At 26.7% G+C, this 15,929-nt stretch carries 7 protein-coding genes and 1 pseudogene; 7 read left to right on the top strand and 1 reads right to left on the bottom strand.

Features of this window, described 5'->3' with window-relative positions; translation table 11 throughout:
- Positions 1-5: 5 nt before the first annotated feature.
- From WFJ11_RS05685 to WFJ11_RS05660, 6 genes are all read left to right on the top strand, one after another.
- The gene (locus tag WFJ11_RS05685; RefSeq protein ID WP_041953603.1) at positions 6-425 is read left to right on the top strand and encodes a YbaN family protein; all 420 of its coding nucleotides are present in this window, start codon (positions 6-8) and stop codon (positions 423-425) included.
- Positions 426-708: 283 nt separating this feature from the next.
- Complete coding sequence (nrdD, locus tag WFJ11_RS05680) at positions 709-2,832, top strand: anaerobic ribonucleoside-triphosphate reductase (RefSeq protein ID WP_269720959.1); 2,124 nt, start codon at positions 709-711, stop codon at positions 2,830-2,832.
- A gap of 12 nt (positions 2,833-2,844) precedes the next feature.
- On the top strand, positions 2,845-3,339 hold the full coding sequence (gene nrdG, locus WFJ11_RS05675) for an anaerobic ribonucleoside-triphosphate reductase activating protein (RefSeq protein ID WP_338817117.1): 495 nt from the start codon (positions 2,845-2,847) through the stop codon (positions 3,337-3,339).
- A 2-nt stretch (positions 3,340-3,341) separates the two neighbouring features.
- The gene (locus tag WFJ11_RS05670; RefSeq protein WP_324008663.1) at positions 3,342-4,514 is read left to right on the top strand and encodes a cation diffusion facilitator family transporter; all 1,173 of its coding nucleotides are present in this window, start codon (positions 3,342-3,344) and stop codon (positions 4,512-4,514) included.
- Positions 4,515-4,603: 89 nt separating this feature from the next.
- Positions 4,604-6,358: an ATP-binding cassette domain-containing protein gene (locus WFJ11_RS05665; RefSeq protein WP_338817116.1), complete on the top strand. Its 1,755-nt coding sequence runs from the start codon at positions 4,604-4,606 to the stop codon at positions 6,356-6,358.
- Complete coding sequence (locus tag WFJ11_RS05660) at positions 6,351-8,108, top strand: ABC transporter ATP-binding protein (protein WP_338817115.1); 1,758 nt, start codon at positions 6,351-6,353, stop codon at positions 8,106-8,108. Before WFJ11_RS05665 ends, WFJ11_RS05660 begins: the two co-directional genes overlap by 8 nt.
- Before the next feature lie 85 nt (positions 8,109-8,193).
- Here the strand turns inward: WFJ11_RS05660 and WFJ11_RS05655 are convergent.
- Positions 8,194-8,848, bottom strand: a pseudogene (locus WFJ11_RS05655) (IS30 family transposase).
- Positions 8,849-9,224: 376 nt separating this feature from the next.
- Between WFJ11_RS05655 and WFJ11_RS05650 the strand changes: the two are divergent.
- Entirely contained in the window at positions 9,225-15,896 is a 6,672-nt protein-coding gene (locus WFJ11_RS05650) for a S8 family serine peptidase (RefSeq protein WP_338817114.1), read from the top strand.
- Positions 15,897-15,929 lie beyond the last annotated feature (33 nt).

Raw genomic sequence — 15,929 nt, 5'->3', positions numbered from 1 at the left:
AATATATGAAAATTAAATTTGTAAAATATACTTGGATTATAATAGGACTGATATTTTTTGCAATAGGAACTATTGGTGCTTTCTTACCAATATTGCCTACGTTTCCATTTTATATTGTAACATTATTTTGTTTTGCAAGAAGTTCTGAGAAATTGCATACTTGGTTTGTTGGAACCAAACTATACAAAAATAATATAGAAAAAATTGCAAATAGAAAAGGACTTCCACTAAGACAGAAAGTAAAGATTATAATATTTTTCACCTTGACAATGGGAATTGGATTTTATTTTATGAAAAATACAAAAATTGGACGAATTATATTAGGAATAGTTTGGGTTTTCCATGTCATATATTTTGTTTTTGGGATTAAGACAATAAAAAGTAATGAAAATGAAATAGAATATATAGAAGCTGATATGAATTAAGAAATTCATATCAGTTTTTTATTGTGAAACAACAAGGTTCCCGGGAACCCACCCGATGCGAAGCATCGTGGAAGGGTGGGGTTCTTATTGTTTAAAAAATTTTTTTAAAAAATTTAAAATTTTTTTGTTCTACTTATTGATATAAAAATAATTACAATGGATTTCAGAAGAAAAAATGGGTAAATATACTATATATAGTAGCTATATAGTTTGTTGACAATATATATTGTTGATGATATAATCTTACTATCGAGCATTTACGAAGTATTTTTGGAGGTAGTATATGATTAAAGTTATAAAAAGAAATGGTCAAGAAGTAGATTTTGATGCTAATAAAATTGCAATAGCGATAAATAAAGCTATGCATAGTAGTACAGGAGTATACGAAGAAGGATTGGCAGAAAAGATTGCATCAGAGATAGAAACTTTTGCAACAACAATCGGAAAGAAGATGAGTATATATGATATAGAAGATCATGTTTACTACAGCTTAATTAAATATGGAAATCCTGCAACCGCCAGAGCTTATGAAAACTATAAGGCTGTGCAAACTTTTAAAAGACTTAAAAATACTACTGACGAAAGTATTTTAGGTCTTCTGGATAAGACAAATTTGGATGTTATAAATGAAAATTCAAATAAAAATGCTATTCTTGCATCAACTCAAAGAGATTTGATTGCCGGAGAAGTTTCAAAGGATATAGCAAGAAGAATGTTAATTCCTGTGGATATTGTTCAGGCTCATGACGAAGGAGCTATACATCTTCACGATATGGACTATTTAATTCAACCTATGTTTAATTGCTGTCTAGTTAATATTGGAGATATGCTTGATAATGGAACAGTAATTAATGGTAAAATGGTTGAAACTCCAAAGTCTTTCCAAGTTGCTTGTACAGTTATGACTCAAATAATTGCACAAGTAGCATCAGGTCAATTTGGTGGTCAAAGCTTAAATGTTGCTCATCTAGGAAAGTATCTAAGAAGGAGCTATGAAAAACATTTAAAACTTGCAAAAGAAATTTTAACTGATGAAAAAGACATTGAAAATATTGCAAGAGCAATGACTAAGAAAGAATTGGAAGCAGGTATTCAAACTATTCAATACCAAATAAATACTTTGATGACTACAAATGGACAAAGTCCTTTTGTTACTCTTTTTATGTATGTTGAAGATGGTTTTGAATATGAAGATGAAGTTGCGCAAATTGTTGAGGAAATAATAAAACAAAGATTAGAAGGAATTAAAAACGAAAAAGGTGTTTATATCACACCTGCTTTCCCTAAATTGATTTATGTTTTAGATGAAAACAATGTAAGAGAAGATAGTAAGTACTATTATTTAACAAAACTTGCTGCAAAATGTACTGCAAAGAGAATGTATCCTGATTATATCTCTGCTAAAAAACTTAGAGAACATTATGAAGGAAATGTATTCGGACCTATGGGTTGTAGATCGTTCTTAGCGCCTTATAAAGATGAAAATGGAAACTATAAATTTGAAGGTAGATTTAATCAAGGTGTAGTAAGTTTGAATTTACCACAAATAGGAATTTTAAATACGGGAAATGAAGAAGGTTTCTTTGAAATGTTGGATAAAAGACTTGAAATTGTAAAAAAAGCACTTTTATTCAGAAATTCACTTCTTCAAAATGTAAAGAGCGATAATTCTCCTATTCATTGGCAATATGGAGCAATTGCTAGACTTAAAAAAGGTGAAAGTATTAAAAAATACCTTGAAAACGGATATTCAACTCTTTCTGTAGGATATATTGGATTATATGAAGCTACTATGTGTGTAAAAGGCGTTAGTCATACAACTGAAGAAGGAAAAGAATTTGCTCTTAAAGTTATGAGAAAAATAAAAGAAGCGGCTGACAGTTGGAGTGAAGAAACAGGAATGACATTTTCATTATATGGAACTCCTGCTGAAAGTTTAACTCACAGATTCTGTTCTATAGATAGAAAGAAATATGGAGAAATAAAGGATATAACAGATAAGGGATATTATACAAATAGTTATCATGTTGATGTTAGGGAAAATATTTCAGTTTTTGATAAATTCAGATTTGAAGAAGATTTCCAAAAATTGTCAACAGGAGGTTGTATTTCCTATGCGGAAATTCCTAATATGAACCATAATGTTGAAGCTGTTGAACAAATGATTAGGTTTATCTATGATAATATTCAATATGCTGAATTTAATACAAAATCAGATTATTGCCATGTTTGCGGATTTGATGGAGAAATAATCATAAACGAATATAATGAATGGGAATGTCCTCAATGTCATAATAAAGATAAGCAAAAAATGAATGTAACTAGAAGAACTTGTGGTTATCTTGGAGAAAACTTCTGGAATGAAGGAAGAACAAAAGAAATAAAGGCAAGAGTTCTTCATATATAGTGAGGGATTAAAATGAGATATGGTCAGATAAGATCTTATGATGTTGCAAATGGAGTTGGTATCAGAACTAGTATTTTCGTAACTGGCTGTACACATAATTGTAAAGATTGTTTTAATAAAAAATATATGGATTTCAATTTTGGAGAGCTTTGGACTAAAGAAACTACCAATTTAGTCATAGACTATTTGCGTGATAAAAATGTAGCGGGTCTTACCTTGCTTGGTGGAGAACCAATGCAAAACGCAAAAGAACTCCTTGAAATTGTAAGGGATATAAAAAAAAGTGTAAATAAAAATATTTGGATTTATTCGGGATATACCTTTGAGGAAATTCTTGAAGATGATGACAGATTTGAGCTTTTAAAAGAATGTGATGTTTTAGTTGATGGAAGATTTGATTATAGATTAAAAGACTTAACTTTGAAATTTCGAGGTTCTTCAAACCAAAGAATTATAGACATAAAAAAGACAATTGAAACCGGAAATATTGTATTGTTTATGGAGTAAATATGTTAGAGAAAAAAATATTGAATATTTCAAAAATAGAAAATACAGATAAATATGATAGAAAAAAAGTCGGATATCTTTCAGGAATGATAGGAACATTTTTAAACGTTACTTTGGGAGTATCAAAATTTGTAATTGGAATTTTAGCAAATTCAGTTTCAATAACGGCTGATGCAGTAAATAATTTCTCAGATGCAATTTATTCCTTTGCAACAGTTTTAGGCTTCAAATTTTCTTCTGCACCTCCGGATAAGGATCATCCTTATGGACATGGAAGAGTTGAATATATAACTACCTTAATAATCTCAATGATGGTTATGATTGTAGGAGTTCAGTTTGCAAAGACATCTATCGAAAGAATTATAAATCCTGAAAAAATTATAATGGGTAAAATAGGAATTGCTTTTTTAGTAATTTCTATTTTTGTAAAACTTTGGATGAGTTTATTCAATAGAAAACTATCTAAAGCAATAGATTCAAGTATTCTGAAGGCTACATCAATTGACTGTTTGAGTGATGTTTTTACAACTTCAGTTGTTTTAATTGCAATGATTTTTGCTAACTATACTACTTTTCCGGTTGATGGAGTTGTAGGCCTAATAGTTTCTGCATTTATTCTATTCTCCGGTTTCTCTTTGGCAAAGGAAACAATTAGCCAACTTATTGGAGAGGCACCAAGTGTAGAATTGATAAAGTCAGTTTTGACAGATATTGAAAAGCACAAAGAAATTTTGGGAATACACAATTACACTTTTCATAGATATGGACATCTTAAAACAATTGCAACTGTTGATGTTGAAGTTGATTCGGAAATGAGTTTAATCAAAGCTCATAATCTTATGAGTTTGATTGAAAAAGAAATTTATGAAAAATATGAAATTGTATTGGTAATACATGTTGAACCGGTAGGGGGAAACTTTACTGAAAGAGAAATTGAATTAAAAGAAATTACTGAAAATTGGAAAAATCAGTTTAGTTATATAAAATCAATGCATGACTTTGCAATTTACAAACAGGGAGATAAGTACTTTGTAGGATTGCAATTAGCATTAGACGGAAACAAATTGGATAAAAATTTTGACGAAAATAGTTTAAAATCAGAGCTTGAAGAACTGATAAAAAATTATGATGAAGAATTAAAAACTTCAATAACAATTTTATATGAATACTTTTAAAATAGCACTTCGGTGCTATTTTTTGTATAAGTTGACGAGTAGGTAATTTTTTTATATAATCAGGGTAGCAATTTATTTGGAGAAAATTTATGAAAAATTTAGTATTACCTTTTATTAGAAAAAATATTTTTAAAATTTTGATTTATAATATTTGTTTTATAGTTGCATATTTTTTAGATGCTTATTATTTTGGATATATTTTTTCTTTAGTCGAAAATAAAATATATAGTTATAATAAATTTATCTTTATTATCCTTTTTTTGTTTGCTATAATTATATTTTCTAAAATTATATCAAGTATTTTATTTTCAAAGCTATCTTATGAAGTAGTTCGTTTTAGATTTAAGTTAGCAAGAAAACTGAATAACTCAATTTTACAAAAGAATATGGAAGATATTGAAAATCCTAAATTTGAATATTCAATGAATAGAGCTTGGAATTTTTTAGCTTATGATAATGCAGGTTTTAGTGCAATTTTAATGGATTTAGTAAATTTTATTCCTATTTTTGTATTGCTTATTTTTTCAGGCTTTATTATTTCGAAAACTACTTTTTACATTGTAGTTTTTACTTTTTTAATTCAACTTGGAGCATATCCTCTAAGAGAAAAAATTAATGAATTTGACTTGGATACAGATTTAGAACAGGGAAATGTATTAACAAAACTTGAATATTACAATAATTTTAGTATGAGAAATGAATATGGAAAGGATATTCGTATTTTTAATTTAGGAAATCTAATTTTAAAGAGATATGAGAAAATTGTTAATGAAGCGATGGCTATTATAAGAAATAAAACTAATTTAGGTATAAAATTAGGGATTATTTCAATATTTTTGGAAATTATAACTGATATTTTTACAATTGGAATGTTGATATACTTATTTAGTATTAATTCCATTTCTATATCTACGATTTTTATAGTTTTCAGTATGTATCAACTTTTTGTAACTAATGAAAAGGAGTCTTTAAGAATTATATCCGATTTAAAGAAAAATATCAAAATGTTTGATAAATACCTTTTGCATTTAGAAGAAAATAGTTTAAAAAGTAAAAAAGCTAATATAGAAAATAATGACGTATCCTTTGAACTTAAAAATATTTACTTTAAATATCCAAATGCTGATAAATACAGTTTAGAAAATATAAATATGGAGTTTTCATCTTTCAATAAAATCGGAATAATTGGAGAAAATGGCGCAGGAAAGAGTACACTTATAAAAGTAATTATGGGAATTTACAATCAAACAAGCGGAAAAATTCTCATTAATGGGAAAGAAGTTTCAACAAAAGAAAGACTTGCTTATTTTTCAGCCGTTTTTCAAAATTCACATTTTTTTGCAGGGACACTTAAAGAAAATTTATTCGGATTTGATAATGTAAAAAATAATGAAGAAAAATATGTCGAAGAATATTTAGAAAGTTGTAAACTTGACAATGTAAATGGGAAATTGATAGATTTGAATACCAGATTTGGAAAAGAATTTTTTGAAGATGCTTTTGAACCGTCAGGTGGTCAATTACAAATGCTAACTATTCTAAGAGCATTGGTTAAAAGTGGAACAATGTTAATTTTAGATGAACCCACATCTGCACTTGACACTAAAAAAGAAATGGACTTTTATAACAGATTATCTCTTGAAGAAAAGACAAAGGGATTTATTATTATTTCTCATAGATTGGCAATTTCTAATATAGTGGATAAAATTTATATTTTAAATAATGGAAAAATATTAGATTCAGGTTCTCATTTTGAATTAATTGAAAGATCTGAATATTATAGATATTTAAAAGAATTGACTAAAAGTATGTTTAAATTGAAAGTAGGTGATGAAAATGATTAATTCATTTAAAACTATTTTCAGATTTTTAAAATTGTCTTTTAAAATAGATAAGAAATTTATTTATAGAATTTCAATTGATATTTTAATTAATATTCTATTGACTTTACTAGCTTTATTTATGGTTAGAGATTTTACAGAATATTTACAAATTGGAAATATTAAAAATATTTCTATTAAAATAATTTTTGAGGCTATTGTTTTTGTTGTATTAAGGATTTTTAAAGAAGTATTAAAGTGGAGAGTTCAATACTCTGCAAGAGAGTATTTACTTAAAATGGAAAAAGAACTTTTGAAAAAATCAACGGAAATAGACTATTCTAATTTAGAAAGTCCTGATTTTCATAATTTACAAGAAAGGGCAAGATTTTCCCTTAGAAATCAATATTGTCTTGAAAATTTATTAGAGGCAATTGTAAAAAGCATAGAACATATTTCCATTATGTTAACAACTTTTATTGCCATAGGATATTTTTCTTTCTATCTAAGCATAGTATTACTTGTTCTATTTGTTGTAAATATATTTGCAAAGAAAAAATACAGTAAGGAAGAGAGTAAATTTTATGAAAACTTATCTCCGATAAATAGAAAATACTGGTATTATAGTTATATGGTTTTGAACAGAGATGATATATTAGATATAAAATCAAATGAATTTGAAACTTTTATAGATAATAAATTTTCTAAAACTATAAAAGATATATTAAAATGTTTTAAGCCTTTTTATAGGAATAAGGCTGTTGTAAATATAATTGAAGTAATAAATTCAATTATCTGTACCTTATTTGTAATAATTTTTAGTGCAAGTAGGGTTTATAAAAATGAAATCAGCTTTTCCGATTTTAGTTTTACTGTGGTAGGTATACTAAAATTTACAAACAGTATGAATGAATTTTCTGAAAATATAATTGACTTGGATAGATTTTCAAAATATACTATTCCTGTTTTGGATTTCATTGAATTTGACATTGGAAAAAATATAGAAAGAATTGTTGAGAATAATGATTTTGGATTAATTGCAAAAAATATTTACTTTAAATATAGAGATTCTGAAAATTATGTTCTAAATGATATTTCGTTTGAAGTAAAAAAACCTAAAATTGTAGTAATTATTGGAGAAAACGGAGCAGGGAAAAGTACTTTAATAAAACTTATTTCAGGACTTTATGAGGCTTCAAAAGGAAGTTTAACTTATGATGGAAAGTCTATTTATGAAACTGAAAATAAGTATATAAGTACAATTTTTCAAGACTTTAAGTTGATTGATGATATAACTTTAAGAGAAAATATTTGCTGTAAATTAATAGAAAATGAAGACGAAAAAGAAATCGTAGATGAGGAAATTTTTAAAATTGTTGATAAACTCGGTATAAAAAAAGAAGATTTTAAAATTAATTTATACGATAAACTTGGAGTTGAACTTGATGATGAAAATATTGAATTGTCAGGAGGTCAAGCTCAACTAATTGCAATCTTAAGGGCAATTTATAAAAATAGTCCTATACTAGTTTTAGATGAACCAACAGGAAGTCTTGATATTGAAAAAGAGAATTCCATTTATAAAATTTTAAAAAATATAAAAGAAGATAAAATAATATTTATGATTTCTCATAGAATGGCATCAGTTCATGTTGCGGATGAAATATGGTTTATGAAAGATGGAAAAATTATTTTCGGAAATCATAATGAGCTCATCGAGAATTCTGTAGAATATAAGGAATTATATTTATCACAGGCAGAGAGATATAATTAGAATGAAGTCTAGATTCTATTTAGAATTTAGACTTTTTTGTTAAAGGTATTTTAAAAATATTATATTTACAAATTGCAAGAATAAGTTAGCCAATTGAAAAAACTTCAAAAGGTGTTTTATAGTTAAATAGTTTTTTAGGATAATTATTTATCCAATCTTCAATAAATGCTACTCTTTGTTGAGTAGTGTTTTTTGTTCCTTTTGGTAAAAATCTTCTTATGAGTCTGTTGTGGTTTTCATTACTTCCTCTTTCATAATTACTATATGGATGTGCATAATATATTTTTTCATAGTCAAATACTTCATACAGTCTTGCAAACTCTAAGCCATTATCCGCTGTTATACTTTTTATTTCATACTCTTTTAATACTTCTTTTAAAGCTCTATTTACTGATTTAACTGTTTTATCTTCAATTAACCTTATTATTTCATATCTACTTTTCCTATCTGTTAATGTTAATAGACATTGCCCCTTTTCCTTTCTTAATATTACAGTATCTATTTCATAATGTCCTACTTCTTCTCTATTATTTATTTCTTTTGGTCTTTCTTCTATTATTTTTCCTAATATTCTTACTCTTTTTACTTCCTCTTTTTATTTCATTATTTATTGTTTGATGATTTTTACCTAGTAATCTTACTATTTCTCTATTACTATTTCTTTCTTTTTTCCATTTCTCTATTAATTTTCTTAAATCTATTGTTAAGTGCTTATATTTTGTGTTACAATTATTGTGGATCTCATTGAGGTTCCTTTCTTTAGTTTTTAGCTTAACTATTATTTTACCTCTTTGAGATGTTTTTTTCTATTTTTTCATTTGTGGCTAATTTAATTTTACAATATACGAAATTTAAAAATTAAAATAAAATTAAAAATTTTATTTTAATATCTAAGTAGATTATGAAAATAATTTTTATATATTTTTTACTAAAGATGTTAAATTTATTTTATTAAAAGAATGCTCTTATATAAGGGTGTTCTTTTTTTATTTAATTTTTGTTTTTATAAAAATTAAATGTTGTTTAAAGTTTGATATTGACAATTACTATTAATTGATATAAAATATTTTTTGTTAGTTTATGCTAATTTTATTTTATTTTTTTAGGAGGAATTATATGAAAATTTTTAAGAAAATCATATCTTTTGTGGTATTTTGTTCTTTGATTTTTACAAGTTTTAGTGGTGTTTTTGCTACTGAAAGTAAGTCTTTAGATTTTCAAAAAAAGATAGAAGAGTTAAAAGATTACAAAGATGATGATTTTGTCGATGTAATTATCAAATTGAAAAAACAAGTTGATGTTTCAAAAATTAAAGATGCTGTTAAAAAAGAAAATGTTAATGCATCTAAGGAAGAAATTCAAAATGAGATAAGAAAGGATATGGTAGATAAGTCTATAAAGTTAAAAGAAGATAGTCAAAAGTCTATTATAGAAATTCTTGAACGTTCTAAAAAAGATGGTAATGTAAAGAATTATCAACAATTTTTTATTATAAATTGTATAAATGTAGTTTGTAAAAAAGAAGTTTTGGTTAAGATTTCAAAAAGGTCTGATGTAGAAAAGATTTGTATTAATAAAAAAGTGAAGATGCCAAAGCTTCAAAATAATATTCCAGAAGATAGAGAAGCTTTATCTAGTGTGGAAAAAAAGCATATCCCTTGGAATTTAAAGATGATTAGTGCAGATAAGGCACAAAAAGAAGTTGAAAATTCTAATAACGATGTTGTTGTTGCGATAATTGATTCTGGTGTTGATGGAAATCATCCTGCAATTAAAAATAATTATAGAGGAAATGATGAAAAGCTTAAAAGATATTCTTGGTATAATGCTGTAAATGAAAAGACGGGAGATAAAGAAGAACCTTATGATGATAGGGGACATGGAACTCATGTTTGCGGAACTATCTTGGGTCAAAGAGAAAACTCTCTTTTAGGTGTTTGTCCGAATGCTAAATGGATGGCTGTAAAAGTTTTTGATTCAAATGGTGAAACAGATAATGCTAAGCTTTTAAAAGCGGGTGAATGGATTATGGCACCTAAAGATGAAAATGGTATACCTCATCCAGAAATGGCTCCAAAAGTTGTAAATAACTCATGGGGTGGGAATTCAACAGATGGGTTTTATCAAGATATGGTTCAAAAATGGAGAGAAGCAGGAATTTTTCCTGTATTTTCTGCAGGTAATGTAAGTCAATTTAATGAAGGAGGGGCTGATTCTATAGGGACACCTGCTTCATATCCACAAGCTTATGCAGTTGGAGCTATTAGACAAGATGAAATAGTTGCAAAATTTTCTCTAAGAGGTAAATCTAACTATACAGAAAATTTTAAGCCGGATATTGTTGCGCCCGGAGTTAATATTTTATCTTCAATTCCAAATGGAAAATATACAATTTATACTGGAACCTCTATGGCAAGTCCTCATGTTACAGGTGTTGTTTGTTTGATGCTTAAAGCTAATCCAAATTTAAGTGTTGATCAAATTGAAAAGATTTTAAATGAAACTGCAACACCTTTAAAAGACAATGACTATACAACAACTCCAAACCATGGTTATGGGCATGGAAAAGTTGATGCTCTTAATGCAGTTAAGCTTTCTATCGGTCAAAAAAAGGGAAAAGATATAGATATTTCAAATATGAAACTTTTACAAGGTCGTATTCTTACAAAGGGAGTGGATAATGAAAAACCAGTTATAAATCACACTCCGATTAGTAAGGTTTTTACAACATATAAAACAACTTTTGATGCAAATGTAAAAGATAATGTTGGAGTTGATAGTGTAAAACTTTATTTAAATGTTGGTAGTGAATATAAATCTTATGATATGAAACTTAAAAATGGAAATAATCTTTCAGGTTATTATAGTGTAAATATTCCGGTTGCAACTTTTAAAAATGTTACAAATGGAAAATATTATATTGAAGCTACAGATATTAACAAAAAAGTTACTAAGAGTGATGAATTTTCATTTGAAGTTCAAAAAGGTGTTGGTATTGGATATATACAAGATTTTGAAAAAGATACTTCAGGTTTTGAGTTGGGCGGACAATCAAAATTATTTAAATGGGGAAATATTAAAAAAGATGAAGCAAATAAAAAATTAATAGGTATACAACCTTATAAAAATGTTCGTGGAAATTCTATTTTTGTTATGCCTCCAATAGATTTAACAGAAGAAACTAGAAATCCAGCTTTAAGTTTTAAACATTTTTATGACCTTGGAAATTACGAATCAGCCTTTTTTGATACTGCTGAGGTTTGGATTGCAGAAGCTAAAGAAGATAGTGATCCAGATAGTTTAAAATGGGAATTAAAAAGAAGTTATAAAAACTCTTCAAAAGAAAAGTGGGTTGATGAATACATTGACCTTTCAGCTTACAAGGGTAAGAAAATTTGTGTAATGTTTGGATTTAGACCTAATGGAGAATATAAAAGTAGTGGTAATGGTTGGTATATTGATGATATAAAAATAGAAGAAGCATCAAAAGAAATACCACAAACTCCAAGTGAATATTTAAAGTTAAATGATAAAAAAGACGGTAGATTAATTTACACATTTTCTCCGGTAAAAAACGAAAAGATTACATCTTATGAGCTATATAGATCAAAAGATAAAAATGGACCTTTTGAACTTATAAAAAAAGTTGAAAAAGGAGATTCTAAAAATGGATTTGGAAAATACTCTATTGATTTAGTTGATATTCCAAAGCCACAAAAAGGAACTTATTATTACTATGCTGTTGCAAAGATTGGCGAAAATAAAAGTGAGCCTTCTGAAATTTTATCTCATACTTTTACAGAAGGGAAAGAAGTTAAAAGTTTTGATTTTGAAAAAGGACAAGATGATTTTACAAGTGTAGAAAGTGATAAAGAAACAAAATGGGATTTTGGTAAATTAGAATATGGAGATAAATATGATGCAAAATATAAAAAGCCTACAAGTGTTCAATCATTAGGTAAAAATGACGGTATGAATGTTTGGGCGACAAATTTAAATGATCATAGAAAGCCTAACACAAAATATTCACTTATCTCTCCAACTATGGACTTGTCAACTTTAAAAGATGCTACGCTTTATTACCAAAACTGGTTTGGTTCAAGTGGAAAAAGAAAAACTGATGAGTATGATTCATATAATCAAGATATAGGAGAAATTTATTTTTCAAAAGATGATGGAAAAACTTGGGATAAAGTTTATACTTTAGATGAAAGTGAAGTAGATAAGCATATAAAACATGCTTGGTTTACAAATGGTGTTGAAATTAAAAAAGATTATTTAACAGATAAATTTAAAGTTAAATTTGTTCTTGATGCAGGAAGTGATAAAGGAAATACAGATCCGGAGCAATGCGGAGGTTGGTATATTGACGATGTTACTATAAATACTAAAGATGTAAAAAATAACAATATAATAGAAAAAGTATCTCCATTTAAGCTTTTAAATATGCAAAATTTAAGTGAAGAAAACGAAAAAAAAGATATACTTGCATTAGTTGGAAAAATTACAATTAAAGAAACAGGAAAAACTATTAATACAGAAGCTGGAACAGGTAAGTTTAGTATAAAGCTTCCGGCTGGTAAATATACTGTAATAGCAAGCGCAGATGGCTATAAGGACAAAGAAGAAGTTATAGACCTTACAAATGATGTAAATAAAGATTTTTATTTAGATAATTTTAAAAAAGTTGCTATATCAGTTAATGTAAAAGATTCTGATTATGAGTCAATAAAAGGAAATGTAAAACTTTATAAAGAGGGGAAATTAGAACCTATAGCAGAAGAAAATGGAGAAACTGTTAGATTTACAAACTTAACATCTGGAAATTACACTTTAGTTGCAACAAGCGATGGTTATAAAAGATTAGAAAAAAATATTAAAATTCCTGGAACTGGAACTGTAAGTATGCCTTTAGAAAAAGTTTATCAAGAAAGTCAGTTAAATGTAGGTTATACAGATGAAAAAGCAACTAAGCTTTCAGGAATGGACCTAAAGGATAGAGCATTTGCAAATAAAATTTCAAATGATAAACTTGTAGATATAAAAGAAATTTCATATTTTATTACAAAAACTAAAGATGTAGATTTAACTAATAGTAAATATAGAATTTCTATTTATGATAAAAATACTGAAGATGAACTTCCATCAAAAGTGTTATTTTCAAAAGATTTAACATTTGAAAAAGAAGGCTGGAATAAACTTTCTATTTCAAATGTTCAAGTAAATGGTGATTATTATATTGCATTTACAAAACTAGATGGAGAAATTGCACTTGGTATGGATGATAGTAACGATGGAATTAATTCTTTTCAAATGTTTAATGGAGCTTGGGATGAACCTGAAACTAAAGGAACATATATGATAGGAGCCAAGGTTAATACATTATCTGATAAAGAAGTTAAACAAGTTACAATTAGTTTTGATAAAAACGGTGGTAGCGGAGAAATGCAAGCTGTAAAACTAAAAGCTAATGAAGATTATAAATTACCACAATGTACTTTTACAGCTCCAGACAATCAAGAGTTTGATGCTTGGCAAGTAAATAATGAAAGAAAAAATGTATCAGATACAATAAAAGTAGATAAAGATTTAACAATAAAAGCTCTTTGGAAAGATAAGAAAAATGAAAATCCACAAGAAGAAAAACTTGACCCTATAATGCCAAATCCACTTTTAATGACTACAAATGCAACTGATTTTACTCATTTTATAACTTATTCTAATGATAACAAATCTGATGAGTATTTAAAATCAGTTCAAAAAGTTATTGTAAATCACAAAGGAAAGACAAGTGAAATAACTGATGTTAAAGGCATTGACTCTACAGATTTCGCATCTAATCCAAATAAAAAACTACAATTTTCATTTACTGAAAAATTAGATAAAGATGATACTATAACTATTGTTTCTAGCAAATACAAAAATGTTATTGTAAAAATAACAAAGGATACCCTTGTAGGAAATGATGTCTATTACTCAATAAGTGCAAATATTGAAGGTAAAAAGGTAGTTTATAAAGTTACTTTTGATAAAAATGGTGGTAGTGGAGAAATGAAAGATGTAGAAGTTGAAAATGGAGAAATTTTTACAGTTCCACAATGTACTTTTGCAGCACCTTCAGGTATGGAGTTTGATAGTTGGGAATATATGAATGAAAAAACAGAGGTAGGACATCAATATCAAATTACTAAAAATATAACAATAAAAGCTCTTTGGAAAGAAAAATTAACTAAAAAAGCTACAATTACATTTGATAAAAATGGTGGTCTAGGAACTATGCAAGAGGTTAAAAAATTAGTAAAAGAAGAATATGAACTTCCTGTTTGTGAATTTTTAGCTCCAAAAGATATGGAATTTGATTGTTGGGAAATTAATGGACAAAGACATCTTCCAGGAGAAAAAATTACCCTAAACGAAGATATAACTCTAAAAGCTTTATGGATAAAAGAAGATAAATCAAAAGAGCCTAAAGAACCACTACTTGGAGAAATTTCATCGAAAGATCCATCAGTTATGAAAGTTAATTGTATTAATTTAATCGGCTATAAAAAAGAAGATAGTGAATATGTAAATAAAATAAATCTTATAACTATAAGAAGAAATGGAAAAGAAATAAAACATTATCTATTTACAAAAGAAGATGGAAAATATAAAAATCTTGATAAAACTTTAGATAAGGTAAGTATTGTATTTAAGGATAAAACTTTCTTTAATAGAGATGATGAAATTATAATTTCCGCAAGAGGATATAAAGATTTAAAACTTCATATTATATCAGCTGATGATATGGTAATGAACGCTTTATATACTACAGAAATTGTATCAACTGTTAAGTTTGAAACTTTTGGTGGAAGTAAAATTGATGATCAAATTATAAAAGTTAATCAATTAAGTGCAAATAAATTAGCTAAAGTACAAGATCCTACTAAAGATGGTTATACTTTTAAAGGTTGGTATGAAGATAGTGAATTAACAAAGGTGTTTGATTTTGATAAAAAAATAATAACAGATACTACAATTTTTGCAAAATGGGTTAAAAAAACACCATCTGAAGAAAAAACTATAGAACTTGAAGTTAAAAATGTTACAATACATCAACAAGATACATTAGATCTTAAATCATTAATCGTTAAAGCAAAAGATAATAAAAACAACGATTTAAAAGAACAAGTTGAAATTATAGATGAAGGTGGATTTAACAAAGACAAAGTAGGAACATATACAATAACATTTAAATTAACAAATAAAAATGTAAGTGTAATAAAAAAAGCTACAGTTACAGTTGTAGAAAAAGAAAACTCTACTGTAAATCCTATAAATCCTGTAAATCCAAGTCATAAAGACCCTAAAACACCAGAAGAAAAAACACAAATAAAATTTTTATTTGGAGAAAATCAAGAAATTGATAAAAATAAAAATGAAACATTAATTTTTAAAATATCTCCAAAAGTAGAAGATTTTAAAGATGTTTATGTAGATGAAAAACTTGTTGATAAATCTATGTATGATGTAAAAAAGGGAAGTACTATAATTGAGTTTAAAGATGAATTTATAAAAAAACTTTCTTGTAAAAAACATAAGTTTAAATTTAACTTTAAAGAAGGAAGTATTGAAACTTGTATTTTAGTTAAAGACTCTAAGAAAGAAGATAAAGCTAGAAGCAAAAATAATAATAATGCAAAAAGAACAAATACTTCTATGGCAAATACTTCAATACAAAATATATCTTTTATACCTTTAATTCTATCTACTATAGCTTTAGTAGTAGTTAAAAGAAAAAGAAAATAGAAAAATAAAAAAATAAAAGTGTTAGAATTATGA

Origin of the sequence: Parvimonas micra (assembly GCF_037482165.1) — a bacterium.
GTDB lineage: Bacteria > Bacillota > Clostridia > Tissierellales > Peptoniphilaceae > Parvimonas.
This window is presented reverse-complemented; position numbering and strand designations above follow the sequence as displayed.